The organism is Streptococcus mitis, from assembly GCF_000722765.2.
GTDB lineage: Bacteria > Bacillota > Bacilli > Lactobacillales > Streptococcaceae > Streptococcus > Streptococcus mitis_AQ.
Window position 1 is genome coordinate 1,504,632 of record NZ_CP028415.1, and the last position, 23,978, is coordinate 1,528,609.

Here is a 23,978-nt window from a genome sequence, read left to right on the forward strand (position 1 = left end):
ATTCTTGCAATAGAAAAAATAAGATTGAGTCCCCCCAACCTTAAATTTTTTCACCATCTTCTTTTTCTTTAGCAATTTGCTCTTTGATTTTCTTTTCTTCTTCTTCTTTGCGGCGTTTTTCTTCTTCGATACGGCGACGCACAGCTTCACGTTTTCCTTCTGGATCTGGGTGAATTGTAACGTTTCCTGATTCGATTTCTTCTAAAGCGCGAAGAGTTGATTTTTCAGACTTGAAACCTTGAGTTGCTGGCGCACCTGCTTCTAATTCGTGGGCACGTTTTGCTTCCAAGATTACGAGTGAATATTTTGATGGAACCTTGTCGAGCAAGGTATCAATAGAGGGTTTTAACATCATTTTCTTGTACCTATTTTCTAAATTTTATCGAGTAGTTGGAGATTTTGGTAACATCTCCTGATAGTGACCAATGACACGATCCACACGGAAGTGCTCTGCTTCGATCACACGTTTGACACGCTCAGCAGCTAGGGGCACCTGATCGTTGACAATCGCATAATCATACTCACGCATGAGGGCAATTTCTTCCTTGGCTTTTTCGATTCGTTGGGCAATCACTTCTGCACTGTCTGTTCCACGTCCCACCAAACGATCTTGCAATTCATCCAAATCTGGTGGTGTCAGGAAGATAAAGACAGCATCTGGAACCTTTTTCTTGACCTGAAGAGCGCCTTGAACTTCAATTTCAAGGAAAACATCGATTCCCTTGTCCAAGGTTTCATTGACATAGGTCAGAGGAGTTCCATAGTAGTTGCCGACATATTCTGCGTATTCCAACATCTGTCCTTGACGAATCAGTTCTTCAAACTCTTCGCGAGTGCGGAAGAAATAGTCAACACCGTCCACTTCTCCAGGACGTTGTGCGCGTGTCGTCATCGATACAGAGTATTGAAATTGGTTTTCAGAACTCTCAAAAATCTCTCTTCTAACCGTTCCTTTACCAACCCCTGAAGGACCAGAAAAAACGATTAGTAAGCCTCGGTCTGCCATTGTGTCTCCTTTTAGTCAGTCTGTGAAATAACATTTCTCTAGAATAATGGCAAAAAGCCAGATTATCCTTTACAGTCTTTCTATCTAGTGTAACAAAAAAGCAGTAATTTTTCAACTGCTCTTTCTTATTTATTTAGATTTATACAAGGTATCCCCTTAAAATATACTTGCCTTTTTATTCTATTTAAGAGATAATAAAACGACTAATATAAAAAGGAGAAGTTTATGGGAAATTATAAAGGAAAAAATGTTGATGAAGCGATTGAAAATGGCTTATCTGAACTCAATCTCAAAAAAAGTGAAGTCAAAATCAATATTATTGATCATGGAAATGCCGGAATTTTTGGTTTTTTTGAAAAAGAAGCTGAGGTTGAAATCACACCATTAAGCCCACTGGAATTGAAGGTAAAAAATTAATTCCATATTTAATTGGTGCAGGTGTAACATTTATAATTCTTCTTTTAGTTCTATTTGGAGGAAACTCAGATAAATCAACTACTGGTTCTACCCCTTCATCTACAGAAACTAGTAGCGTTGTTGAAAAATCTGTCGAGAAAACTAGTGAATCATCCTCTACATCATCAAGTTCGACGCCTGCTTCCTCTAGTTCAACTAACACCACATCAAGCTCGACCGAAACCTCGTCAACAAGTCCATCCCAATCAGCTGTCATCACGACTGAAAACAATGAGGAATTTAAAGCACTATTGCAAACTGATGACTCAAGCACCATAACAAATTTTATTCAAAAATATAAAGGTCAAGTCATCGAATTTGATGGACACATAGCAGATATTGCACACTATAAAAATTACAAAACAAAATTCGATATGCTTATTTATAGCGGAAATTATTTAGGAGCAGAACAAGCACCTTCGGGACCAAACTTCAAATTTGTAAATATAACAACAGTTTCTAACGCCGCTTTCAACTCTTTTAATGGCGAAAATATTTCTAAAGGCCAAAATGTACATATAAAAGCACAAATTGGAAACTATAACTCCACTCAAGATTTAGTCTACCTATCTCCAATTGAGGTTTCGCCTCGATAATATAACGAATTATTTCAAATAATTTATTCAAAAAACTGAAGTCAGATTCTCTTCTGACCTCAGTTTTTTATTATTTAGCATAATCTACTGCACGCAACTCGCGAATCACGGTTACCTTGATATTTCCTGGGTAATCGAGATTGTTTTCAATTTTCTCACGAACTTTGTGAGCCAAGATTGTGACTTTGTCGTCCTTGATTTGTCCTGGATTGACCATGATGCGGATTTCACGTCCTGCTTGAAGGGCAAAGCTATTTTGTACTCCTTCAAAGCCGTTGGCGATTTCTTCCAAGTCATGGAGACGCTTGATATAGCTTTCAAGAGACTCACTACGAGCACCTGGACGTGCCGCGCTCAAGGCATCTGCTGCAGCAACGATTACTGCAATCACGCTTTCAGCTTCAACATCACCGTGGTGGCTAGCAATCGTATTAACCACAACTGGATGCTCCTTGTACTTACGTGCCAATTCCATACCGATTTCAACGTGGCTACCCTCAACCTCACGGTCAATGGCTTTCCCGATATCGTGAAGGAATCCAGCACGACGGGCAAGAGCCGCATTTTCACCAAGTTCGCTCGCCATGATACCAGCCAACTTAGCAACCTCAATCGAATGGCGCAAGACATTTTGTCCATATGAAGTACGGAACTGCAAACGTCCCATAATCTTCATCAAGTCTGGATGGAGGTTCGGCGCACCAATCTCATAGGCAGCAGCCTCACCGTATTCACGAATCTTATTGTCAATCTCCTGACGGTTTTTCTCAACCAACTCTTCGATACGAGCTGGGTGAATACGACCATCTTTGAGCAACATTTCCATAGTCATACGGGCAATCTCACGACGAATCGGGTCAAATCCTGACAAGGTCACCACTTCTGGTGTATCGTCGATAATCACATCAACCCCTGTCAAGCTTTCAAAGGTACGAATGTTACGACCTTCACGACCGATAATGCGTCCCTTCATAGTATCATCTGGCAGATGAACTGTTGAGTTTGTTGACTCCGCTACATATTCACCAGCGATACGTTGCATTGCTTGAACCAGAATGTCCTTGGCCATTTTGTCAGAACGTTCCTTGACCTCTTGCTCAGCTTCGCGAATGCGACTGGCAATCTCCTTAGTCAAGTTCTCCTCTGTCTGAGCCAAGATAATATCTCGTGCTTCTGCCTGAGACAGAGCACCAATACGTTCTAGTTCAGCTTCTTTTTGTCTTTCGACTTCCTCTAATTGCTCTTCACGCGCATCAAGGTTTTTCGCTCTATCAGAAATACTTTGTTCTTTTTGTTCAAGTGTTTGTTCTTTACTCGTCAAATTGTCGTCCTTACGGTCAAGGCTAGTAGCTCTCTCTGTCAAACGACTTTCGATTTGTTTGAGTTCTTGACGTTCTGATTTGAATTCAGCGTCCACTTCTTCACGGTATTTTCTGGCTTCTTCTTTGGCCTCCAATAGTGCTTCTTTTTTAAGAGACTTACTTTCACGCTTGGCTTCATTAACAAGTAAATCCGCTTCACGCTCAGCTTGTCCACGTAAATTAGTTGCTTCTTGTTCAGCATTTAAAAGCATCAACTCCGCAGCTTCCTGAGATGATTTCATCTTAGCTGAGATGCTGACATATCCAATGACTAAACCAATGATGACGGCAAAAACAGCAATCGCAAGCGACATGATTTCCATGTTTTTACCTCATTTTATTGTTATTCCGAATGACATACATTCTTTTACATTCTACCATAAAAAAGTGATTTTCACAAACCTAAAATAGAATATGTTTTGGGGAAATTGGAGTTTATTTCACTAAAATATATCTGTGCAATCCTTATTTCTTAGAAATAGTTGCTTAGTAGAGATTTGAGAAAAGTCTACCTTTCAGTAGACTTAATAATGATCTTTGAAAGACAAGAAAGCCACGCTATCTCCATCCATCATATAAATCAAGCGATTTTCTGCATCAATACGACGTGACCAAGCTCCTTGGTAGTCATACTTGAGTGGTTCTGGTTTACCTATTCCTGTAAAGGGATCACGTTGAATATCCTTGATTAGTTTATTGATTCTTTTTAACGTTTTCTTATCCTGATTTTGCCAGTAGCAATAATCTGCCCAGGCATCTTCTGTAAACTTGAGCAGCATTTCTTACTCCTCAATAACATGGACCTGAGTGCTTCCAGCACGAACTTGAGCCATTCCTCGCAAGACCTTGTCAGATAGTTCCTTATTTTGAGCGATTCTCAGAGTTTCTTGAATACTATCCCACTCGCTCTTTGAAAGGACTACAATGTCCTCGTCTGGATTTTTATTAACCACCGTCAAAGGCTCAAATTCATCGTTTACCTTCTTCATGTAGTCTTTTAAATGATTTCGGAACGTTGAGTAAAGAACTGCTTCCATAACCATACCTCGTTTTACCTCTTTTCCACTATTATACACAAAAAGAAAGAAATTGTCAGGAACTTGTACAAGATTTTCTTTTCTATCTATTTATTCGTAAAAAATATCAAAAAGCCTACTTCACAGTAGACTTAGTTTGTTTCTATTCTAATCGGCACTCTTCCAAAATTCTGCTCTGCTATACTTGGATTTCCAAGTTGGTAAATCTGATCTGCCTTTTGAGTCATAGCATCCCAAGGTTCTTTTCCAATTCGGCTAACTAGATTAACCTGTACTTTCAGAGACTTAAGGTGTTGTCTGCCATTTTCAGTAAATCCAAGGACATGAATCCCTTCTGGCAAATCACTTTCTCTAGCTTGCACCAAAATATAGGTCAAAAGGCGTCTGACACGCGCCTTGGTGTAACGTTTGGTCGCAACCGCATCGACTAATTCTTCTACAGACTGTGCTGTTTTAATAGCTTCATTAATGCGCACAGCCATTTCTTGATTGACCTGATAGATGGTGGTTAGGTCGGGATTTGACAAGATTTGATAGCGGAGCAAAGGAAAATAGTCGTCCCAACTCACCTTATTAGCCTGCTTAAAGAGAGCAACAGAAGGCATAAAGTGTTCTAAGAAATATTGGTCCTTCTGGTGTTGACGGAGGGCTGTTGCCGAAGCAAAGTCCACATCCTTGTCCACAGAATGGTAACCAGCCCCCTGACGCTGAATCGGATGGAGTTTGATGTTGCGTCCTGCAACCGCCTTGGCATAGGCCAGAGCAAGAACATGATTTGGCGTATTGCCAGAAAAATCAAGACCTGCAAATTCCTTCCACATAGCTTGGGTTTTCTGGGGATAAGAGAGAGAATCAGGTAGATTTTCCACAAATTTCTCCATCTCAGCACCTTTCTCTGTGTATAAGTCAGCAATTTTCTGATAATCCAGAACTTCCTCTGTCCCAAAGGATAACCTATCAATACCCAGCCTAGCCAAGATATCCACAGCACCTTGACCAAAGAAATCTGCTGCCTGAACACTGACTAAAAAGGGCAATTCTACTACCAAATCTGCGCCATTTTCCAGTGCCATCTGGGCTCGTGTCCACTTGTCAACGATAGCAGGCTCTCCACGCTGCATGAAATTTCCAGACATGGCTACGATTTTCAGCCCCTCAGCCTGATCCAGCAGGTATTTGTGCCCATTATGAAAAGGATTGAACTCCGCTATAATGCCTGTGATGGTCATGATAATCTCCTACTTCTGCGCCACAAAAAACCAACGGGTACTAGTTTCTGTAGGCTCTTTGTCCTCAAAGTCTGCATAAAGTTTGAAGGATTTGAAACCAGCCTGTTCCAGCAAAATATCATAGGTCAGAACCTCATAAGTCCGCTCCTCATGCACTTCATCGTGGCGACTAAAGGAACCGTCCGCCTCCTTGATAAAGAAAGTCAGCTCATGGACGATGGAGTGAGGTGCTTCGTCCTCGTAGGTATCCCAGAGCATGGCGAAATCTTCCGCATTTTCATGGTAAGAATAGCCTGGAAAAATTTCATCCGTCTGGTAAGTCGAATGCACGTCAAAGATGAAAACTCCGTCTTCGTTGAGGACATTATAGACTTCCTTAAAGACGTCCCCTACTTCCACCTCATCCGGCATGTAGCAGACAGAGTCCGAATAACAAGTGACAAAATCATATTGACCCACCTTGGACAAATCCAGCATATTGCCTTCAATAAAATCAATCTTTTGCTTGGCTGCAGCCGCTCTCTTCTCGGCAATCTTCAACATATCCCCACTCAAGTCAAGTCCAGTCACATCAAAACCAGCCTGAGAGAAGCGCACAGATTGAATTCCTGTCCCACAAGCCAATTCCAAGAGTTTCTTTCTCTCCTTGGTCTTAGGCAAGTGACGCAGAGAAAAATCCGTCCATTTGTCGTATAAACTATCGTCCATGACCGCATCATAGACCGCTGCAAAAGTTTCATAAGTTGCCATAATCATGATACCAAGAGCCTCCATGGCAAACACCACTCGCTCTTTACCTTTCCATCAATTTTCTAAAATAAGCAAAGAAACCCAGTTGACTGCAACTGAGTTCATCTTCTAAGCAAGAGTTTCTGAAATATCTACTGAATTCGCCTCATGCCATAGCTTTTCTAGGTTATAGTGGGCACGCATTTCTTCTGAGAAGATATGCACGACAACAGCACCGAGGTCCAGCAAGACCCAGCCTCCCGCTGCATCGCCTTCGATATGGCTGCCTTTAAAGCCTGCTTCCGCTACTTTTTCACGAATATTATCAGCGATAGCGTCCAACTGACGGCTATTCATTGAACTAGTAATAACAAAGTAATCCGTCACGCTAGTCAAATCTTGTACGTCAAGTGCGAGGATATCCTCCGCACGTTTCTCATCAGCCGCTTTCACGACTAGTTCTAGTAATTCTTTTTCGTTCATTTAGTCCTCTTTTAAAAAATATTTTTATAATCTAGGACATCTGCAAAGCGATTCTCCCAAATGTCCTCATAAAATTCATTTATCGTTTCTGCTGGAATGTCATCCCCATCAAAGGTTGTGACAGCACCTTCTGGAATAATCAGCTGATAGCCATATTCAAAGGCAACCTTGACAGAGGTATCCACACAATATTCTGTCTGCATGCCACATAAAACTAATTTTTCAATCCCCTGTTTATCCAAGTATTCTTTTAAGCCAGTTTCTTTGAAAATACTATTATACTTCTTCTGAAAGACCTTTTCATCAGATTTTCGATTTAAAAGCGCAGATAACTGCCAATCTTCTGATGTTTGAGCTTCAGAGTTCTCAATATGTTGAACATAGATAATTTCAATATTCTTGCTTCTAGCCTGATTTTGTAAATAAGAAATTTTTTCCAATAGACTTTTTGTCTGGAACCCAGTTTCCACTAAAATATTCTGAACATCAATGATTATAAAAGCCGTCTTCATTTAGTCCTCTTTCAAATAGTGCACAAAGGCGTTATAGGTTTCAAGGGTTTGGGGATAGATAGGGAATCCCTGATGAGCCAGATGCTCCACAGTGCGAGCTGTTTCGTAGGCCACCGCCTTATTAAGCGATAGACTTGCAATCTCACGCGCCACATCCACCCCTGGAAAGGCACGATTATGCTCTATATAGTCTGCGACGTAGATAACCTTATCAAGATCAGTCATCTGATCCGCCCCAACTGTATGGATTTCAATAGCTCGCAAGATTTCTGAATCATGCAAATCCAGGTCTTCTTGAATCTTGTATATACCAACCATGCCATGCCAGACATTATTGCCCCAGTTTTTGAGGTCAGGGTCTAGCTGATAACGGCCAATCAAGTCTAGAAATTCCTGATTTGACAGCTTTTTAGCATAGTCATGAAGAAGGCCTGCTAGGCCTGCTTTCTCGGTATCGACTCCAAATCGCTGAGCCAATTCTATGGCTGCACGCTCCACACCCAAGCAATGGGTTAAACGTTTTTCAGGTAGAAGCTCTGCCATTTTTTCCAACAAAGCCTCGCGAGAGCAATTGATATAGTCTTGGTATGCCATCAGTAAAGCCCCTCCTTCTCGATATAGTCTAGTACAGGCTGAGGCAGGAGAAAGTTGGGTTTCCGACCTTGGACAAGGAAGTCACGCACCATGCTAGACGAGATATCCATGAGAGGCACATCCACCCAGATAACTGGATAAGAAGTTCCAGCCTTGTAGCGTGGGCGCTGAACTCCCACAAACTGAACCATATCTACCAGTTCATCAATTCGGTACCACTTAGGCAGATAGTCCACCATATCGGCACCGATGATAAAGTAATAATCCGTATCTGGATTCTTCTCTGTTAAAATCTTCATGGTGTCGTAGGTATAGGAAATACCCTTGCGCTCTAACTCGATTGTTTCAATGGATAGACCTTCAATTCCCTCAATCGCCAACTCAAGCATCTTGAGACGGTGATGTTCAGGGATGGTTTCCTTTTTATCTACGTGAGGGGGTTGGTATTCAGGCATGAGCAAGACTTGATCCAGTCCTAACTGCTGGCGTACTTGGTCCGCAACAACCAGATGGGCATTGTGAACAGGGTTAAAATTCCCCCCTAAAATCCCGACTTGTTTGCGTTTTTTCTCCTTGATTTCTGGCTCCAACTCTACCTTGGTAAAGGGAGTCAATAGTTCGATTGCCATAGGCTAGTCTCCTTTATTTCTCTGTAAAAACAGTTGTTTGGAGTATGGGGGTTAAATTTCTTTGACTTTTTTAGAAATCTTGCGATTTTCTTTCTTGCTGGATTGTTTAAACAAAATCAAGATTCGTCCGATTTTTTGGACTGTGTCCACACCGATTTCTTCTTCCAAAATTTCAGCTACTTCGTGGATATTTTCATCAGTGTTTTGTAAGAGCGTTACTTTAATCAATTCGCGGGCATCAAGAGCTTGACGGACGCTGGTTTTGATTTGGTCGTTAAGGCCATTTTTCCCGATTTGGATGATGGGTTTGAGGGTGTGTGCCTGGCTGTTGAGGAAGGCACGTTGTTTTGATGTTAATGACATAATTTCTTTAAAAGAGTTTCTTTTTATACTTTTCTGAAGTGGTGACGGACGTCAGCAAAGTCCTTTGGACTTTCATGACTAAAATTTGAGCCTAAGGTCTCAAATTTTCCGCAGTTGGTACAATCACTTGTACCAACTAACACCACGACGAAAAGTATTCTCTATGGGGTTCGCCCTGCTCGTCCGAGTTCAGAAAACCCTTTCCTTTCTGTGTTTAAATAATTGCTTTTCGTGTGACGACGGCAACGCCTTCTGGTGCCCAGGCGGCGACTTTTGCGGTGCCTGTTACGCGGATCCAGCCGAGTCCAGAAATGACTAGGTCTGTCTTGTCCTTGATGGTAAATACATGCTCAACCAGTTTAGGAAAATCTTCTTTTTCCTTACTATTTGGTGGGGTCAGTAGGGTTCCGACGTGTTTATCGTAAAAGGTACTCGCTCCTTCGAGCTTGGTTCGGTGGAGTTTGAGTTCATTGTCAAAGAAGGCTGTGAAACCTTGCTTGTCACCTGCAATGAAGTCAAAGCGTCCCAAGCCACCTAAAAATAGGGTTTGCTCGGGATTAAGCTGATAGGTTTTTGGCTTGATTTCCTTTTTAGGGCTGACATACTTGAGATTTTTGGCCGTCAAGTAATGAGCCATTTGGTGACGGTGAATAATCCCCGGCGTATCGTAGATATAAGATCCGTCGTCAAGCGGAATCTCGATCTTATCCAAGGTTGTCCCTGGGAAGCGCGAAGTCGTAATGACATTCTGGTCACCCGTGATTTCTTGGATAATGGCATTGATTAGAGTTGATTTTCCAACGTTGGTCACACCGACCACATAGACATCGCGTCCCTTACGGTAGTGTTCAATTTTGTCAATGACTTCCTTGATGGCATGTTTGTTTTGGGCTGAAGTTAGGACGACATCGACTGGACGAAGACCTTCTTCATGGGCACGTTCCATGAGCCACTGGCTAATCTTGCTCGGCTTAACTGACTTAGGGAGGATATCTTTTTTATTTCCAACCAAGAGGACATCATTGCCTGATACAAAGCGTGGCAAGCCTGGAATGACAGAGCCATTAAAATCAAAGATATCAATGACATTGACCACTAAGGCATCACTGTCTCCCACCTCGTGCAAGAGCTTGAGGAAATCATCGTCCGTCAACTGGACATCCGTGATTTCATTGTAGTGGCGGAGACGGAAACAACGTTGGCAATAGATTTCACCTGTCTCCAAACCTTTTTCAAGTGCCGACTGGGGGGTAAAACCAAGACCAGCCTTATCTGTCGTCTGAATGGTTGCTCCACAACCAATACAGAGAATTTCTTCCATAGTTAAATTCCTTTTTTATATGTAATCGGTCCGTACTTTTCAGTGATTTTTCGCATCACACGACGCTCACGAGCTCGGTTAATCTGCGTTTTGATCGAGTCATGTTGGACCAAGGGTTTGACTAAAATCGAGCGAATGCCTGCACGGTGAGCCGCTCGAATATCTGTCATAAGTTGATCGCCAACCATGACTACTTCACTTTTCTCATAGTGGAATTCCTTCATGGCACGATCAATCCCAAATGTGAAGGGCTTCAAGGCCCAGTAAACGTAATCAATCCCAAACTTCTCAACTGCTCTTTGGACGCGTTTCTTAGTGTTATTTGAGACTACGATGATGCGAATGCCCGCGTCACGGAGATCATGTAGCCATTGCTTCATCTCTGGCGTCCCGTCAGGGTTGTTCCAAGCAATGAGGGTATTGTCCAAATCGACCAAAACAGCCTTGATTCCATGCGCCTGCAGGCTTGGGACTGTCAGATCATAGACTGCTTCCACAGCAAAGTCTGGCATGTAGTTTTCAATCACCATTTTGGCTCCTTTTCTTTTATTTTCTAGTAATTTTCTTCAGCCATTGAGATAAGGCCACCCATAAAATCAAGCTAGTCATTAAGATATAAATCCAAGCATTTGGCTCTTCTGTAAATGGTAGAGGAACATTCATTCCGAAGAAACCTGTAATAACCGCAAGTACTGCTAGTAAGACGGAGATAATAGTCAAAATTGACAAACTATCATTCAAGTTATTGTTTAGGATGTTGTTGTAAGAAGCTGAGAGTTGTTGCAAGACTTGAGAAATCAAGTCTGTCATAGACACCAACTGATGGGCTTCAATCATGGCATCATCAAACTGCTCTCGTTCGACATCATTAAATCTCCGATAAAGAGCATGGCCCTGGATATGTTCCAAGAGGAGTCGATTTTGTTTTGCTGCTGCTGTCAAGTAAACCATACCAGTCTCCAAGTCAGAGAGGGCGAAGAGATTTTTCTTTGTTGTAGTTTGACGTAGCAAGGCACTAATTTCGTCCTTACTTTTATCCATCTCTTCAATGACAGGATAATAAGCGTTACTGATAATCTCTAAACCAGCAAAGAGAAACTTGTAAATAGAAAGCGACTCATGGCTATCCAGATAAGCTGACATCTGATCAATGACATAAGCATTCTTATGGTTGCTGATGGTAATCATTCGTTGTCTTTCGACGATAAAGGTCATGGGAATCGCTTCATAATATTCTTTGTCTTTTTCTAAATCAAGAACATTATAAATAAAGGTTACCGTCTCCGTTTCACGGTTATAATCCATATGAGCTCGTTCATTTCTATCCAGAGCATACTCAATGGTTTCCTTGTCCAATCCATAGATGTCAGAAAGATCTTCCATATTTTTAATCTTATCCACATCAAGGTCTATCCAGGTACAACCATTGCCCAACTGCTTTTCTAAAACCATCTTTTCTCCTTTATTAAACTCTTTCTATTGTACCACAAATTACTTAAAATAACAGGTCTAGTCTGTGCGTGAGAAATTGCTGACAACGGTGATATTCCGATTGGGAACGAAGTGCAGAACCTGGTCTTCTCCTCTGAGTTGAGTTGTTCGAATGCCGACACTGACAACCTTGCCCGAGACAGTAATAGGACCATTTGTCAAAACGACCTCATCTCCCACATCCAGTTGACGTTCAAAGAGGATGAAAAAGCCATTGATGACATCAGACAGAAAACCTTGGGCTCCCATCCCAATAGCCACCCCAGCAATCCCAGCACCTGCCAGCAAACTAGAAACTGGCAAACCCAATATCGACAAAATACAGTAAAGCAAAAAGAAATAAAGGGTATAATTAAACACATTCTCTAATAAACGTGAAATGGTTTTCTGACGCCCGACATCATGACGAGACATTTTTAGAGAAGGTTTAACAATTCTCTGCACCATGGTATGGAGCAATTTCTTAGCTATATAAAAGATCAAAAATAAGAATAAAAGAGAAAGTAGCTTGGTTAAGATATTCTCGATAATCGCTGTAATATCAAGTTTATTGAGATAGGTTTGAATAAATTCTTGCATAGAAAACTCCTTTCATTTATTATACCATACTTTCACAAGTGATGAATCTCCATAAATATTCAAAAATAATAGCCAAAATAGACAGAAAATTCTTGATTTTAGCTCATATTTATACTATAATCATAAACATTACACAACTAAGGAGGTTATTATGAAAAAACTCATTCATACTTGGAATAAGGCAAGCCTAATCAAACGGATTTTGATTGGTATGCTTATTGGAGGAACCCTAGGACTGACACTTCCTAACATTTCAGGAATTGGTTTACTTGGAGATCTCTTTGTTGGTGGCCTCAAAGCCATCGCACCTATTCTAGTCTTTGCCCTCGTTGCTAACGCTCTTTCCCAACATCAAAAAGGACAAGATAGCAACATGAAAACGGTTATCTTCCTTTACTTGGTGGGAACCTTTGCCGCTGCCCTTATCGCTGTCCTAGCGAGCTTCATTGTCCCTGTTGAGATTACCTTGAATAGTGCCAATACAGAAATTACACCACCAGATGGAATTGGCCAGGTCCTCAGCAACCTCTTGCTTAAACTCGTAGACAACCCTGTCAATGCCCTCGTTACTGCTAACTACATTGGAATCCTATCTTGGGCAGTTGTTTTCGGAATTGCTATGAGAGAAGCCAGCAAAAATAGTAAAGAATTGTTGAACACCATAGCTGATGTGACTTCCAAGATTGTTGAATGGATCATCAACCTAGCACCATTTGGAATCCTAGGCCTTGTCTTTAAAACTATCTCTGATAAGGGAATCGGCAGTCTAGCCAACTATGGAATCTTACTTGCTCTCTTGGTGACAACCATGTTCTTTGTCGCTCTGGTTGTCAATCCATTGATTGCCTTTCTCTTTATGAAGAGAAATCCTTATCCACTCGTTTGGAAATGTTTGCGTGTCAGCGGTGTGACAGCCTTCTTCACTCGTAGTTCTGCGGCGAACATCCCTGTCAACATGAAACTTTGTCACGACCTTGGACTAGATCCAGATACCTATTCGGTTTCTATCCCACTCGGCTCTACTATCAACATGGCCGGGGCAGCGATTACCATTAACGTTCTAACCCTTGCTGCAGTAAATACTTTGGGAATCCCTGTTGACTTTGCGACAGCCTTTGTCCTTAGTGTGGTAGCAGCAATCTCAGCCTGTGGTGCTTCTGGTATTGCCGGAGGATCCCTCCTTCTTATCCCAGTTGCTTGTAGTCTTTTTGGTATTTCTAACGATATTGCCATGCAAGTTGTTGGGGTTGGATTTGTGATTGGGGTCATCCAAGATTCATGTGAAACAGCTCTCAACTCTTCTACTGACGTCCTCTTTACTGCTGTTGCAGAATACGCAGCAGCCCGTAAAAAATAACACATAAAGACAAGCCCACTCAGGTCTTGTCTTTTCAACTTTTATCTAACTTACTAGGAAATCCTTATGTCTATTAGCCAACGTACGACCAAGCTCATCTTAGCTACCTGTCTTGCCTGCTTTCTTGCTTATTTTCTCAATCTCTCCTCAGCTGTTTCAGCTGGAATCATCGCCCTCTTGAGCCTATCCGATACCCGTAGAAGTACCTTAAAACTGGCCCGCAATCGCCTCTTTTCCATGCTTCTAGCTTTGGTTATCGGAGTTCTTGCTTTTCACTTGAGCGGATTTCATATCTGGAGCCTTGGCCTCTATCTGGCCCTCTATGTGCCTCTAGCCTACAAGATGGGTTGGGAAATTGGCATCACACCAAGCACTGTTTTGGTTAGTCATCTCTTGGTACAAGAGTCAACCTCTCCAGATCTTCTAGTCAATGAATTCCTTCTCTTTGCTATCGGTACAGGATTTGCCTTACTGGTTAATCTCTACATGCCTTCACGAGAAGAGGAAATTCATCACTACCACACATTGGTAGAAGGAAAGTTAAAAGATATCCTCCTACGCTTCAAATATTATTTATCCAGAGGGGATGGACGCAACCGAGCACAGTTGGTTGAAGAATTGGACACCCTTTTGGAAGAAGCCCTCAGACTGGTCTATCTAGATCACTCTGACCACCTCTTTCACCAAACTGACTACCATATCCACTATTTTGAAATGAGACAGCAACAAAGTCGTATCCTGCGAAATATGGCCCAGCAAATCAACACCTGTCACCTAGCTGCCAGTGAGAGCCTGATTTTAGCCCAACTCTTTTCAAAAATTGCAGGCCAACTAAGCCAGACCAATCCTGCTTCTGATTTGCTAGATGAAATTGAACGTTATCTGGAAGTCTTCCGTAATCGCAGTCTGCCCAAGACAAGAGAAGAATTTGAAACCCGTGCCACACTTCTTCAACTCCTACGTGAAGCCAAAACCTTCATCCAAGTAAAAGTTGACTTTTACCAAAAATATGGACAGTAAAAAAGAAAACTTCAGACCAACCACAAAAGGTGAATATCTGAAGTTTTCTTTTATTTGTAAGTTATCACCATAAAGGTTAATAGTAAAACAAATAAGGCCAAACTCACCAATAAAGTAAGAACCTTAACCAAGGTATTGCTCTGCCAGTAGCTTGGTTTACCAATATTACTGGTCGCATCCATGGAAAATAGTTGATTTTGACGAGGTTGTATGGTCACCAATACAATTAAAGCAAGAGAGAGGACAATAGCTAAAACAATCAGTATGTCAGTCATAGGCCTACCTCAAAATTCCCAACAAAGTAAAGAGCAAACCAATCAAAATCATTAAACCCAAGATGAGTGAAAAAGTCTTACTAATCTTTTCCCCTCGGGTTTCTTTTTCCTTCTTGATCGGTTTTTGTTTCAACTCTTCCATGCGACCTTCAACGTCTTTGTAAAATAAATCTTCGTCTGACATATTAGCCTCCTAAAACAGTTTGCATAGTTTCCTGATATCGCACCAAGTCAACATAGTTTGCATGTTGGCCTTGCTTCCCAAGTGCCAGACTCATTTGGCTAACATCTGAAAGGGCCAGTTTTAGAGTCTCAACCAAGACAGGAACCTCACTACTTTCAAATAAATGATCTGGAGCGATATAGAGTCTATTGTGGACCGTTTGGTTAAATCCAAGAATCAAGAGATTGTGCTCAAAGGCTTGACGCACCGCCTGCAACAACTCATTGCTGTGATTGATATCCAAATAAATATCCGACAGTTGATAGAGCTCCTGAATCTTCTGTGGACTAGCGTTCTGATAAAGAACCACATTAGGATAGCGAAGCATATCTAATAACTTAGAAGACATCTCTGTCACCGCTGCGATACGGAAAGTGACATCAGGCAGGGCTTCTACGATTGCTTCTAGTTGCTCAATTTGATCTGAGTTGGTCAAGATTAAGGCGTCTCGTCTTAGGAAATTATCACGTTTGAACTGGTAATGGTAACCCAAGTGCACAAACTGATCATGGTATTTCTCGTCAGTCAACTCTAAAGCGCGCTCATAAGTTACCTTGTTTGGAATGATGATCTTCTTAGTACGCACATCCTCATTTTCCAAAATCAACTGCATATTACCTGGAATTGCATCATAGAGTGGTTCCTGCCAAACCAAAACATCTGAGCCAGATTTATCTGGATGATGGAAGGAAACCAAGAAGGGAGTCGCTAAGGTATTAAAGATAAGCTGACTTGTATCTATTTCCAAATCTTGCAAAAAGAAGGTGATAAATTCAACCTTATTGGCAAAGTAACGCATGGACTGACTAGGTAAGGTTAATAAGATATCACCTGTCACATGGTTTTCCAGCAAGACTTCCTGACCATTGACATCTTGGTAAACTGTCATAATCGGCTCACTATCAGCACTATAGGTTGTTGTAGCAAAGCAAGCTCCGAAGCGATTATAGTAGTCAACCTGACGTACTCGACCTTCTAGGTCTTTCCAGTCTACCTGTTTAACCAAGCGAGCCTGCATTCCATCAGCATAATGAATGACAGCCCTCTCCTGTGTCACATTCTCAATACGAGCAGACTGATTATTGCCTGAAATTTCCCAAAAAGCTGGAACAGGAACTTGGTTAAAATAAAGAGGTTTTCCCTTTTCATATCCTAGATAATAAGTAAAAGGAGATACCAAACCATCAGGCAGAAAACCATCTGCATCGATGACCACTCCAATTTGAGAAAGACCAGTAGCGACTAGACTTTCATGTAAATCTCGACTTTCCTGACTATAACGATCATAAAGTTCAATCATGGAGCACCTCCTCTACTGTTTTCTTCCACTTTTCTAAAATTTCTTCGGTCAAGAAGCCTTCTGCAATTTGATAAGAATGGGCACGCATAGCTTCCAAACGATTTTCATGGTACAATTGACAAATCTTAGCTGCATAAGCTTGCTTGATTTGGTCTTCTACATGATCAGATGAACTTGGAATCAAATAACCATTTTGGCCATCTTCTATAAAGGTCTGATTACCATAAGGCACATCAAAACCAATTAGAGGTAGGCCTGAACCAATAGCTTCCATCAAGGTCAAACCAAATCCTTCGCTGGTTGAAGCCGTCAAGTAGACCTCATACTGGCTATAAATCTGCGAAAGTTCCGCATGTCCCTTGAGCTGGATATAATCCTCAGCCTGATGAGTTGCAATAATGTCTCTAAGCAGAGAATCTTCTCCACCGCTACCATAAATATCAAAGGTTAATTCAGGAATTTCCTTACGCGCCTCAATGACCGCCTTGACCAACCAATCAATGTGTTTTTCTTTGGCAAGACGTGAAGCGGTAATCAATGAAAATGGCTTGCGCCCTTGACTTGACTCAGTTAATGCATCAATACTACCTACAGGAATGGTAATAACCTTTGGTTGATGGGGGGTGTATTTGGCAAATTGCTCTTGCAACACTTCATTCTGTCTGTCAGTTGATACGATAAAGAAATCAACCTTATCTGCATTGGTAAACTGGTAGTCATAATAGTTATTCCAAAGAATGTAATCCTCATTTGTAGCATTTTCACTATAATGCTCCGCGTGAACGACTACCGCTAAATGCGCCACTTGTGCTTCCTCAAAAACAACCTGTCCAATACCTGTCTCTCTATCCAGAATGACTAAATCAGACTTGTTCAAATTCAAGGATTTCATAAAAGCACGCATGAAGGCTGGCTTTCCATAGAAAATCTTATCCTTAAAACGGTAAACTTCTTCCTTGCCTTGATTCATCAAGATATCATAGGATGGAGTCCCGTCTTCATTGTAAAAAGTTCGTTGGTACAGTACTGCAACATTGTCCTTGGGGGCAAAGTACTCGCTACAATAACGCGTGTAAGAAAAGTAATCCTTACGAATCAGTTTTCCTTTAAAGACATACTCTGCGTGTTGAACCAAGTCCTTGTCCTCATCAACCAAATAACAGGTTACAAACTTATCTTGGTCAGAAAAGAAGACACGCAAGACCTTCCCATTCTTTTCTCTACGACTTTCAACACCGTCAAAGATAGCCAGGACATCATCCACTGTCACGCTAGTCGGTGCAATCTTAATGTCTGTAAAGTGGTTATAAAGCCAGATCACTTGATCATCATCAAAACCAATATTGGCTGTTAAGTGCTGAATATTATCGGCTAAAATCATATCTGTAAAGATAAATTGAGAGGGTAAATTCAAACTTCGAAAAATACCGGCACGATAGGCCTGAGCGTATTCTACACCGCTACTGGCCCAACCAATTCCTAAATTTATATTGTAAATTGTCATATTTTCTCCTCTTATGGAAAATGAGTCACGATTTCACCTTTGGGAGTAACCTCAACCAGCCCCATCAGGAGATTCCGTACCATATCCGCACGAATTTGCTCTTTCATCGTTTCAAAGCCTGCATAGGCTTCTTGATAATATTCTACAATTGGGTTTTTCTGTGCAGCAGATTGGCCACCGATAGCCATAGATAACTGTTGTAGATAGTCTACTTGTTCCACCCAGTTATCATCGATAGCCTTAAGTAGAGAGAGTCGTAAATACTGTTCATACAAGTCATGTTGTTCCAGTAATTCCTTCTTTTCAGAGAGTTCTCTATTCACAACTTGTCGAATAAAGGAGCGGACTTGTTTCTGATTAGATAAGTCTAGATTATCTGGAATTTCCTTTACATGGAAACTGATATTGGTAACAATAAAGTGAAACAACAATTCACGACTGGCATAGTGTTCAGCCGCTACCGCTTCTGTATATCTCTCAATGATATCCAAAACTACATTCTCTAAGTCACGAGAACCATCTATTAGACGATTGCGTTCCTTGTAAACCATATCACGTTGGATATTCATGCTCTCAGCATACTCTAAGGTCTGACGACGGGCAGTTCGACCAGCACTGTCACTGGCATGTTGCGCCCTTTCAACCAGGTTACGATACTTACGACCTTTGAGAATTTCTGGTTGCGTCATATCTTGAACTTGATAATCTTTATACTTCTTGTGAACCCAAGATGGACCAAATTTCTTAATAACATCATCTTCCAGAGACACAAAAAACTTACTCATACCAGGATCTCCCTGACGGCCAGAACGTCCACGGATTTGAAGGTCAATCCGCTGACTTTCCATCCGCTCTGTTCCAATGACAATCAAGCCACCAAGCTCTGCAACTCCTTTACCGAGTTTAATATCCGTCCCACGTCCTGCCATTGAGGTTGCAACTGTTACGGCCCCCATCTGACCTGATTCCGCGATGATTTGGGCCTCACGTGCAGCATTATTAGCATTGAGAACGTTATGTGCAATCCCTTCACGGAGCAAGAGAGATGAATAAAGTTGAGACATTTCAACCGATCCAACAAAAACGAGTAAGGGATTCCCCTTAGCATGATACTCTTTGATGTATTCCAAAGATGCATACACTTTCTCCGGTAAAGTCACATAGAGATTATCTGGATAGTCAATCCGTTGCTTAGGACGATTGGTTGGAATCCGAATAACAGCCATATTATAAGTCTCAAGAAATTCTTTTTCTGCTACCTTTCCTGTCCCTGTCATCCCAGATACTTTTTTAAACATCTTAAAGAGACTCTGATAGGTGATGGAAGCCATGGCCCTCGTTTCAGGAGACAACTTCACATGTTCCTTGGCTTCAATGGCCTGATGGAGACCTCCCTGCAGTTTGGTCATTTCCATTAAACGACCAGTCCCCTTGTCCACCAGTACCATCTCATTTCCACGAATGATATAGTCCTTATCTTTGGTAAAGAGCTTATGGGCTCGAATTGCATAGACTAAGTGACGAGCAAAGGATGCATGTTCTTCCTTATATAAATTACCAATCCCTAGGAAACTTTCAGCAGACTTGGCCCCCTTAGTAGTAAGCCAGACCTCCTCCTTCTCCTCTTTGAAAATATAATCTTCCCCTTCGACCAGCGTTGTCACTAGTGTATCAATGATCCCATAGTAATTAGACTGAACACGGGGAGAACCCGCAATAATCAAAGGTGTTTGTGCACTATCAAGCAAGATATCATCAATTTCATCAATAATGACATAGTTAAAAGGTCGCAAAAACTTACCTTCTTCATTAGAAGCCAGATTATCATTTAGGTAATCAAAACCTAAATTACTATTGGTTGTGTAAATGATATCCGAAGCATAGATCAGTTTCTTTTCTTCTGCTTTCATTTCCTTCTTTGGATCCCCTGTAAATGGGACCCCAATGGTCAAGCCTAGGAAACGATAAACTTGGCCCATTTCCTCTGCATCACGCTTTGCTAGATATTCATTAGGTGTGACGAGCATCACACCTTGACCTGAAAGAGCGTTCAAATAGACAGGCATGGTGGCTGTTAGGGTTTTTCCTTCCCCTGTGTTCATCTCAGCAACATTTCCATAGTGCATGACAATCGCTCCCATGACCTGAACATCATAGGGGAACATCCCTAAAATCCGTTTATCTGCCTCACGAACCACAGCAAAAGCTTCTACTAAAAGATCATCTAGACTTTCTCCCTTGGAAAGACGCTGACGAAACTCCACCGTTTTAGCTACCAATTCTTGATCCGAAAGAGAGGACATCTTGCCTTTTAAGCTATTGATCCTCTTTAAAATCTTTTTCACTTTCCTAAGCTGGAAATCTTGACCTAAACGTCTAAACACTTCTAATCTCCTTGATAGAAAAATGATAAAAAGTTAAGGATTCAAAACCAGCACTTAAAAGAGAAACTTGATAAGTATAACTATCCTCTGGATAAGTAAATATGAAATCTTTCACTTTTTCTACCTTTTCTTCTAAAATATCACCATAGCGGTCAAAAAAAGTTATCTTGGTATAAACCCCATTTTCAGGCTGACAATCAAAAACCAGTGATAGTTGATATTCCTGATTTCTTTTTAGTAGGGGAAGCTGGGGCTGAGTCCGTGCAGCCTGATAATTGACACTAGAAAACCAAGTCTTGAGAATTTCACCAGATGGCAATAGAGGATTATACAGACGGACACTTTTGTCAGGGTAATAAGATACAGTTGATCCGTACATATAAGTTCCACCCACTTCTCCCCAATGAATAGACTGTCTCTGTGTGATTATCATTCTTTCTCCCTTCCAAAACCACTTGCTAGTACCATCCGATAAAAGTGCAAAAACCAAGAAATATTGGTATCTGTATCATCATTGTGCCGTCCGGCAGTTCCTTTGGACAAAATCTTGGCACCTGTATTACACAGATAAGACACTAATTGTTCATAGGCTTGTGGATCCATATCTTCATCCTTCATATAGGATAAACCAAAGGTTGTCTTTGAAAAATCTGCTTGTTTAAATACCTTCCAAAAACGCTGGTCCAAGTCCAACATATGATTAAGGCTTACTCCTCCAGTTTGATGTTTTAAAATATCGAAACTCGTAGGAAAAACTCTAGGGCTCGCTAAACGTCCACGTTCGGCTATTGTTCCTAGATTAGCCAAGGGCTTACCAACTATGATTGCATGAGGTTCAAAAGAAGCACCATAATAGAGAGACGGAAAGGTTCCCATAGAAAGGCCTGATAAAATCAAATCCTTGCGTTCAAAGCCTAAATAATCAAGATAGTGAGCAATCGTCTCTTTGACCTTTCCCTCTAGCTCATCGGTTCCTAGATAAAAAGCTCCCCCCTCTAAACGTGGATCAGAAAATAAAATAAAGGGACATCCTAGGTTTTTCATTATAAAGTAACCCTCGAATCCTTCTGCAGGTCGATAACCTGCAAAATAGACAGCCAAAGGCGGTTTAAAATCACCTGGATGGAAGAAATAGTTTATTTCATCACGCTTACTATCATGTAGGATATTCCCACCTAAAACAAACTTCCCGAACTGTTTACGACTCCAGCGCTGGTGAAGACTACCAATCTTTACAATCCCTTGACCACGTGCTTCTACAGATATTGCGAGATAGCAATCTCCCTCTTTATTTTCCATAATGAGTGCCTTCTCTAGGTCATTTTCAGTCACTATTGTCTCTTCAAAAACATCATCAACAGAACCACTCCATATTTTACGAATGATCAATCGTAACTCACAATTACCTTGTTTTTCATACTCCAACCACAACTCAATAGGAAGATTTTTACTAACCATAATGTTATAGGACCAATAAGCTAATTGAGAAAAAGTATCACCAAATTTCCCTTCCAAAGTCACATGTTCAAATCCTTGATAGGAAATAGATCCTTCAAAGGAAGGATGAATTTGAATACTTGACGGAGTTAATTTATCCCCATATCCCCCACCAAAGAGAGAGGTTGATAAATCATTGATGAGTTGTTGGGGACTTGAAAAATCAATTGCTTGTGCACATCGTTTTTTTAGAAAATCCACAACCTCTCTATCATTTATTTGTAGATTCTGGTTATAAAACAAAGTATAAGGTTCAAAATATTTTACAAAGGAAAATAAGTCTTTGGCATACTGACCATCTTCTATTAAAACTGCATGAAAACGGCTCATATCCTCTTTTTCTATAATTTCACGAAGGGCTTTTGATGAGTTTGGGTAAAAATGATACCAACTCATATTTTCAGGTATGTCATAGTGATTTTCCCAATTGGCAAGTCCTATCTGTAAAATATTAAGTTCCTTTGACATTTTTAACCTCCTCTATCCATTTCTCTAATTTCCCAAGAAATTGTTGTCCAGTGTGCTCCTTAATCTTATCAATCGAATAAATCAAGGACTCATTCCATTCTTTCAACCTATCTGTGTAATAATGGGCAGCCTTAGAAAATTCTGTTACATCTGTCAGCAAATAACCATTTTTTAAATGTTCAACATAGACGGTTTCAACTAGGTTGATTTGAGGAATTCCTGCACTAATCCCAGCTATCTGTGTATAGAGATGAGGCTGTCTATTCAAATCCACAATCAAACGAACAAATTCTAGTGTTTTTATCAAATCTAACTCATCATTCAAGTTGACAAACTGCATGCGTAAGTCCTGGTGTTGATTTTCTGCCAGAGGATTTTCTGCATCACCATAGTCAATCGCCTTTCCCAGACTTTCGGATTGAATGTTTTCTTGGATTAAAGACTCAACAATCCCTTCCACCTCATTCATTTGCTCCTGACTAGCAGCAAAAGCTCCAAAAATCACCTCAGTATCTTTATTTTCAGCGACAAAGGACAAGACTTGAAGCAGGGCTTGGCTATCAATCCCCTGTTCAAAATCCAGTTGATAATAAATGATGGATTCTTTCTTAGTTTGGCTTCGTCCCAATCGTAAACGGGTGTCAAAAGATGATAGATGATAAAATTGATGCATTCGTTCAGGATACAACTCCTGCAACAATCGTAAACTATCCTCTCTATCCACCAAAATCAAATCCGATTTTTCAAAAGTTAAATCTAAATCCCTAAAGGTATCTTGAGGATTACGTCCAATGAAAAGACTCAACAGTTTAGGATTTTTTCTAGGTAAACGGCCTAAGACTAGCTGATCATGATGAGAATGAGAAGGAAGCATAAAAATATCCTGATCCTTCACATATTTTTGCAGATAATTCTCAAAAAATTCTGCCACCAAGTCTCCCATGTTCTGATAGAAAAGTGTTTTAAAGCGATAACCAAAAATGGGATTGATTTCTATCCGTCCGCCTTCTTTTAAATGCTCTCTAAATTGCCATACTCCCTTGGGATTCAGATATTCTTGATAAGCCACTTGCCCATCTTCAAAAAAGATAACACTCGATACAAATCCACGATCATCCATGATATAGTGCATATGTATTTGACCATTCGGTTCAAAATACTGTATATCACTGATGAAGCCTTCAACCCCATGTTCAACCTTAGCAAATTTCTTCCCATTTTTTTGAACGATAATCGTAAAGAGACTATAAATAAATTCACAGTCATTATCCCACTCAATATCTCGAATGCTTAAAACTTGGGTATGGGGATTATGAAAATCTTGCATAACATCAAAAACGGAATAAGTATCCGTTTCTAACACACCATGTCTATGTAGAAAATAACGTAAATGTGGCTGATAGGCTAATACTAATAGCCGGGATGGTATTCCTTGTCTTTGAAACAGCCTAATTTGATTAAACGTGTCATCAAATTCAAGTCTAAAAGAAGAACGATACCATGGATTCAAATCAACATGCCATGTTCTTTCCGAGCCATACCAAGCTGGAATAAAATAATACAT

Annotated in this window: 29 protein-coding genes; 4 read left to right on the top strand and 25 right to left on the bottom strand. The window is 40.8% G+C overall.

The features are described from left to right. Positions 1–40 precede the first annotated feature (40 nt). Complete coding sequence (rpoZ, locus tag SK637_RS07555) at positions 41–355, bottom strand: DNA-directed RNA polymerase subunit omega (RefSeq protein WP_000979235.1); 315 nt, start codon at positions 353–355, stop codon at positions 41–43. A 24-nt stretch (positions 356–379) separates the two neighbouring features. Further along, on the bottom strand, positions 380–1,006 hold the full coding sequence (gene gmk, locus SK637_RS07560) for a guanylate kinase (protein WP_000775041.1): 627 nt from the start codon (positions 1,004–1,006) through the stop codon (positions 380–382). A 225-nt stretch (positions 1,007–1,231) separates the two neighbouring features. On the opposite strand from gmk, the gene SK637_RS10185 reads away from it, so the two are divergent. Further along, on the top strand, positions 1,232–1,423 hold the full coding sequence (locus tag SK637_RS10185; RefSeq protein WP_033689225.1) for a Jag N-terminal domain-containing protein: 192 nt from the start codon (positions 1,232–1,234) through the stop codon (positions 1,421–1,423). Here SK637_RS10185 and SK637_RS10190 read toward each other — a convergent pair. Continuing rightward, positions 1,383–1,679 (bottom strand): hypothetical protein, encoded by a 297-nt coding sequence (locus SK637_RS10190; protein ID WP_237397625.1) that lies wholly within the window; start codon positions 1,677–1,679, stop codon positions 1,383–1,385. The two genes, SK637_RS10185 and SK637_RS10190, sit on opposite strands and share 41 nt — an antisense overlap. 34 nt (positions 1,680–1,713) lie before the next feature. Here SK637_RS10190 and SK637_RS10195 point away from each other — a divergent pair, with 34 nt between their 5' ends. After that, a complete protein-coding gene (locus SK637_RS10195) occupies positions 1,714–2,058 on the top strand; it encodes a DUF4839 domain-containing protein (RefSeq protein WP_237397626.1) in 345 nt (114 codons plus the stop codon). A gap of 70 nt (positions 2,059–2,128) precedes the next feature. Here the strand turns inward: SK637_RS10195 and SK637_RS07570 are convergent, their stop codons facing one another. From SK637_RS07570 to SK637_RS07635, 14 genes are all read right to left on the bottom strand, one after another. Further along, complete coding sequence (locus tag SK637_RS07570) at positions 2,129–3,742, bottom strand: ribonuclease Y (protein WP_000404934.1); 1,614 nt, start codon at positions 3,740–3,742, stop codon at positions 2,129–2,131. A 201-nt stretch (positions 3,743–3,943) separates the two neighbouring features. Further along, a complete protein-coding gene (locus tag SK637_RS07575) occupies positions 3,944–4,198 on the bottom strand; it encodes a Txe/YoeB family addiction module toxin (protein WP_000924721.1) in 255 nt (84 codons plus the stop codon). A gap of 3 nt (positions 4,199–4,201) precedes the next feature. After that, entirely contained in the window at positions 4,202–4,456 is a 255-nt protein-coding gene (locus SK637_RS07580) for a type II toxin-antitoxin system Phd/YefM family antitoxin (RefSeq protein ID WP_000388572.1), read from the bottom strand. Between the two features lie 131 nt (positions 4,457–4,587). Beyond that, on the bottom strand, positions 4,588–5,685 hold the full coding sequence (locus tag SK637_RS07585; RefSeq protein WP_033689226.1) for a nucleotidyltransferase: 1,098 nt from the start codon (positions 5,683–5,685) through the stop codon (positions 4,588–4,590). Between the two features lie 9 nt (positions 5,686–5,694). Further along, a complete protein-coding gene (locus SK637_RS07590; RefSeq protein WP_033689653.1) occupies positions 5,695–6,435 on the bottom strand; it encodes a class I SAM-dependent DNA methyltransferase in 741 nt (246 codons plus the stop codon). Between the two features lie 108 nt (positions 6,436–6,543). After that, positions 6,544–6,897: a ribosome silencing factor gene (gene rsfS, locus SK637_RS07595; protein ID WP_033689228.1), complete on the bottom strand. Its 354-nt coding sequence runs from the start codon at positions 6,895–6,897 to the stop codon at positions 6,544–6,546. Positions 6,898–6,908: 11 nt separating this feature from the next. After that, entirely contained in the window at positions 6,909–7,409 is a 501-nt protein-coding gene (locus SK637_RS07600; protein ID WP_033689230.1) for a cysteine hydrolase family protein, read from the bottom strand. Then, positions 7,410–8,003 (bottom strand): bis(5'-nucleosyl)-tetraphosphatase (symmetrical) YqeK, encoded by a 594-nt coding sequence (gene yqeK, locus SK637_RS07605; protein WP_000331228.1) that lies wholly within the window; start codon positions 8,001–8,003, stop codon positions 7,410–7,412. Further along, positions 8,003–8,632: a nicotinate-nucleotide adenylyltransferase gene (locus SK637_RS07610; RefSeq protein WP_000963718.1), complete on the bottom strand. Its 630-nt coding sequence runs from the start codon at positions 8,630–8,632 to the stop codon at positions 8,003–8,005. Before SK637_RS07610 ends, yqeK begins: the two co-directional genes overlap by 1 nt. Positions 8,633–8,683: 51 nt before the next feature. Continuing rightward, positions 8,684–8,995, bottom strand: a complete 312-nt coding sequence (gene yhbY / locus SK637_RS07615) for a ribosome assembly RNA-binding protein YhbY (RefSeq protein WP_000060169.1) — start codon at positions 8,993–8,995, stop codon at positions 8,684–8,686. Between the two features lie 214 nt (positions 8,996–9,209). Then, entirely contained in the window at positions 9,210–10,316 is a 1,107-nt protein-coding gene (yqeH, locus tag SK637_RS07620; protein ID WP_033689231.1) for a ribosome biogenesis GTPase YqeH, read from the bottom strand. Between the two features lie 2 nt (positions 10,317–10,318). Next, a complete protein-coding gene (locus tag SK637_RS07625; protein WP_033689233.1) occupies positions 10,319–10,846 on the bottom strand; it encodes a YqeG family HAD IIIA-type phosphatase in 528 nt (175 codons plus the stop codon). A gap of 16 nt (positions 10,847–10,862) precedes the next feature. After that, complete coding sequence (locus SK637_RS07630) at positions 10,863–11,768, bottom strand: magnesium transporter CorA family protein (protein WP_000242267.1); 906 nt, start codon at positions 11,766–11,768, stop codon at positions 10,863–10,865. A 57-nt stretch (positions 11,769–11,825) separates the two neighbouring features. After that, positions 11,826–12,386 carry a mechanosensitive ion channel family protein gene (locus SK637_RS07635; RefSeq protein WP_033689236.1) on the bottom strand — a complete coding sequence of 187 codons (561 nt, stop codon included), beginning with the start codon at positions 12,384–12,386 and terminating at the stop codon, positions 11,826–11,828. Positions 12,387–12,537: 151 nt separating this feature from the next. On the opposite strand from SK637_RS07635, the gene sstT reads away from it, so the two are divergent. Next, complete coding sequence (gene sstT / locus SK637_RS07640) at positions 12,538–13,743, top strand: serine/threonine transporter SstT (protein ID WP_000733360.1); 1,206 nt, start codon at positions 12,538–12,540, stop codon at positions 13,741–13,743. A gap of 66 nt (positions 13,744–13,809) precedes the next feature. Then, a complete protein-coding gene (locus tag SK637_RS07645) occupies positions 13,810–14,763 on the top strand; it encodes an aromatic acid exporter family protein (protein WP_033689238.1) in 954 nt (317 codons plus the stop codon). A gap of 50 nt (positions 14,764–14,813) precedes the next feature. On the opposite strand, the gene asp5 is transcribed toward SK637_RS07645, so the two are convergent. Genes asp5 through asp1 form a run of 8 tightly spaced genes read right to left on the bottom strand, consistent with a single transcriptional unit; the run spans position 14,814 to position 23,978 of the window. Then, a complete protein-coding gene (asp5, locus tag SK637_RS07650) occupies positions 14,814–15,038 on the bottom strand; it encodes an accessory Sec system protein Asp5 (RefSeq protein WP_033689239.1) in 225 nt (74 codons plus the stop codon). Positions 15,039–15,042: 4 nt separating this feature from the next. Then, positions 15,043–15,222: an accessory Sec system protein Asp4 gene (gene asp4 / locus SK637_RS07655; protein WP_001278707.1), complete on the bottom strand. Its 180-nt coding sequence runs from the start codon at positions 15,220–15,222 to the stop codon at positions 15,043–15,045. Position 15,223: 1 nt separating this feature from the next. Then, positions 15,224–16,561, bottom strand: coding sequence for an accessory Sec system glycosylation chaperone GtfB (gtfB, locus tag SK637_RS07660; RefSeq protein WP_033689241.1), 1,338 nt, complete (start codon positions 16,559–16,561; stop codon positions 15,224–15,226). Then, complete coding sequence (gtfA, locus tag SK637_RS07665) at positions 16,554–18,065, bottom strand: accessory Sec system glycosyltransferase GtfA (RefSeq protein ID WP_033689242.1); 1,512 nt, start codon at positions 18,063–18,065, stop codon at positions 16,554–16,556. Before gtfA ends, gtfB begins: the two co-directional genes overlap by 8 nt. A gap of 11 nt (positions 18,066–18,076) precedes the next feature. After that, a complete protein-coding gene (secA2, locus tag SK637_RS07670) occupies positions 18,077–20,449 on the bottom strand; it encodes an accessory Sec system translocase SecA2 (protein ID WP_033689243.1) in 2,373 nt (790 codons plus the stop codon). Beyond that, positions 20,442–20,882, bottom strand: coding sequence for an accessory Sec system protein Asp3 (gene asp3 / locus SK637_RS07675; protein WP_000587537.1), 441 nt, complete (start codon positions 20,880–20,882; stop codon positions 20,442–20,444). The genes secA2 and asp3 overlap by 8 nt, the downstream gene beginning before the upstream one ends. Beyond that, on the bottom strand, positions 20,879–22,414 hold the full coding sequence (asp2, locus tag SK637_RS07680; RefSeq protein ID WP_033689244.1) for an accessory Sec system protein Asp2: 1,536 nt from the start codon (positions 22,412–22,414) through the stop codon (positions 20,879–20,881). The genes asp3 and asp2 overlap by 4 nt, the downstream gene beginning before the upstream one ends. Continuing rightward, positions 22,398–23,978, bottom strand: a complete 1,581-nt coding sequence (asp1, locus tag SK637_RS07685) for an accessory Sec system protein Asp1 (RefSeq protein WP_033689246.1) — start codon at positions 23,976–23,978, stop codon at positions 22,398–22,400. Before asp1 ends, asp2 begins: the two co-directional genes overlap by 17 nt.

Coding starts and splice junctions, on each gene's coding strand:
- SK637_RS07580 (WP_000388572.1), bottom strand. CDS start 4,456: ATGGAAGCAGTTCTTTACTCAACGTTCCGAAATCATTTAAAAGACTAC.
- yhbY (WP_000060169.1), bottom strand. CDS start 8,995: ATGTCATTAACATCAAAACAACGTGCCTTCCTCAACAGCCAGGCACAC.
- SK637_RS10190 (WP_237397625.1), bottom strand. CDS start 1,679: ATGACAGCTGATTGGGATGGACTTGTTGACGAGGTTTCGGTCGAGCTT.
- SK637_RS07645 (WP_033689238.1), top strand. CDS start 13,810: ATGTCTATTAGCCAACGTACGACCAAGCTCATCTTAGCTACCTGTCTT.
- gmk (WP_000775041.1), bottom strand. CDS start 1,006: ATGGCAGACCGAGGCTTACTAATCGTTTTTTCTGGTCCTTCAGGGGTT.
- SK637_RS07625 (WP_033689233.1), bottom strand. CDS start 10,846: ATGGTGATTGAAAACTACATGCCAGACTTTGCTGTGGAAGCAGTCTAT.
- yqeH (WP_033689231.1), bottom strand. CDS start 10,316: ATGGAAGAAATTCTCTGTATTGGTTGTGGAGCAACCATTCAGACGACA.
- SK637_RS07635 (WP_033689236.1), bottom strand. CDS start 12,386: ATGCAAGAATTTATTCAAACCTATCTCAATAAACTTGATATTACAGCG.
- asp4 (WP_001278707.1), bottom strand. CDS start 15,222: ATGTCAGACGAAGATTTATTTTACAAAGACGTTGAAGGTCGCATGGAA.
- asp3 (WP_000587537.1), bottom strand. CDS start 20,882: ATGATAATCACACAGAGACAGTCTATTCATTGGGGAGAAGTGGGTGGA.
- asp5 (WP_033689239.1), bottom strand. CDS start 15,038: ATGACTGACATACTGATTGTTTTAGCTATTGTCCTCTCTCTTGCTTTA.
- asp1 (WP_033689246.1), bottom strand. CDS start 23,978: ATGTATTATTTTATTCCAGCTTGGTATGGCTCGGAAAGAACATGGCAT.
- gtfA (WP_033689242.1), bottom strand. CDS start 18,065: ATGACAATTTACAATATAAATTTAGGAATTGGTTGGGCCAGTAGCGGT.
- SK637_RS07575 (WP_000924721.1), bottom strand. CDS start 4,198: ATGCTGCTCAAGTTTACAGAAGATGCCTGGGCAGATTATTGCTACTGG.
- gtfB (WP_033689241.1), bottom strand. CDS start 16,561: ATGATTGAACTTTATGATCGTTATAGTCAGGAAAGTCGAGATTTACAT.
- rpoZ (WP_000979235.1), bottom strand. CDS start 355: ATGATGTTAAAACCCTCTATTGATACCTTGCTCGACAAGGTTCCATCA.
- rsfS (WP_033689228.1), bottom strand. CDS start 6,897: ATGAACGAAAAAGAATTACTAGAACTAGTCGTGAAAGCGGCTGATGAG.
- SK637_RS07630 (WP_000242267.1), bottom strand. CDS start 11,768: ATGGTTTTAGAAAAGCAGTTGGGCAATGGTTGTACCTGGATAGACCTT.
- SK637_RS07590 (WP_033689653.1), bottom strand. CDS start 6,435: ATGGCAACTTATGAAACTTTTGCAGCGGTCTATGATGCGGTCATGGAC.
- yqeK (WP_000331228.1), bottom strand. CDS start 8,003: ATGGCATACCAAGACTATATCAATTGCTCTCGCGAGGCTTTGTTGGAA.
- SK637_RS07570 (WP_000404934.1), bottom strand. CDS start 3,742: ATGGAAATCATGTCGCTTGCGATTGCTGTTTTTGCCGTCATCATTGGT.
- SK637_RS07610 (WP_000963718.1), bottom strand. CDS start 8,632: ATGGCAATCGAACTATTGACTCCCTTTACCAAGGTAGAGTTGGAGCCA.
- asp2 (WP_033689244.1), bottom strand. CDS start 22,414: ATGTCAAAGGAACTTAATATTTTACAGATAGGACTTGCCAATTGGGAA.
- SK637_RS10185 (WP_033689225.1), top strand. CDS start 1,232: ATGGGAAATTATAAAGGAAAAAATGTTGATGAAGCGATTGAAAATGGC.
- SK637_RS07585 (WP_033689226.1), bottom strand. CDS start 5,685: ATGACCATCACAGGCATTATAGCGGAGTTCAATCCTTTTCATAATGGG.
- sstT (WP_000733360.1), top strand. CDS start 12,538: ATGAAAAAACTCATTCATACTTGGAATAAGGCAAGCCTAATCAAACGG.
- SK637_RS07600 (WP_033689230.1), bottom strand. CDS start 7,409: ATGAAGACGGCTTTTATAATCATTGATGTTCAGAATATTTTAGTGGAA.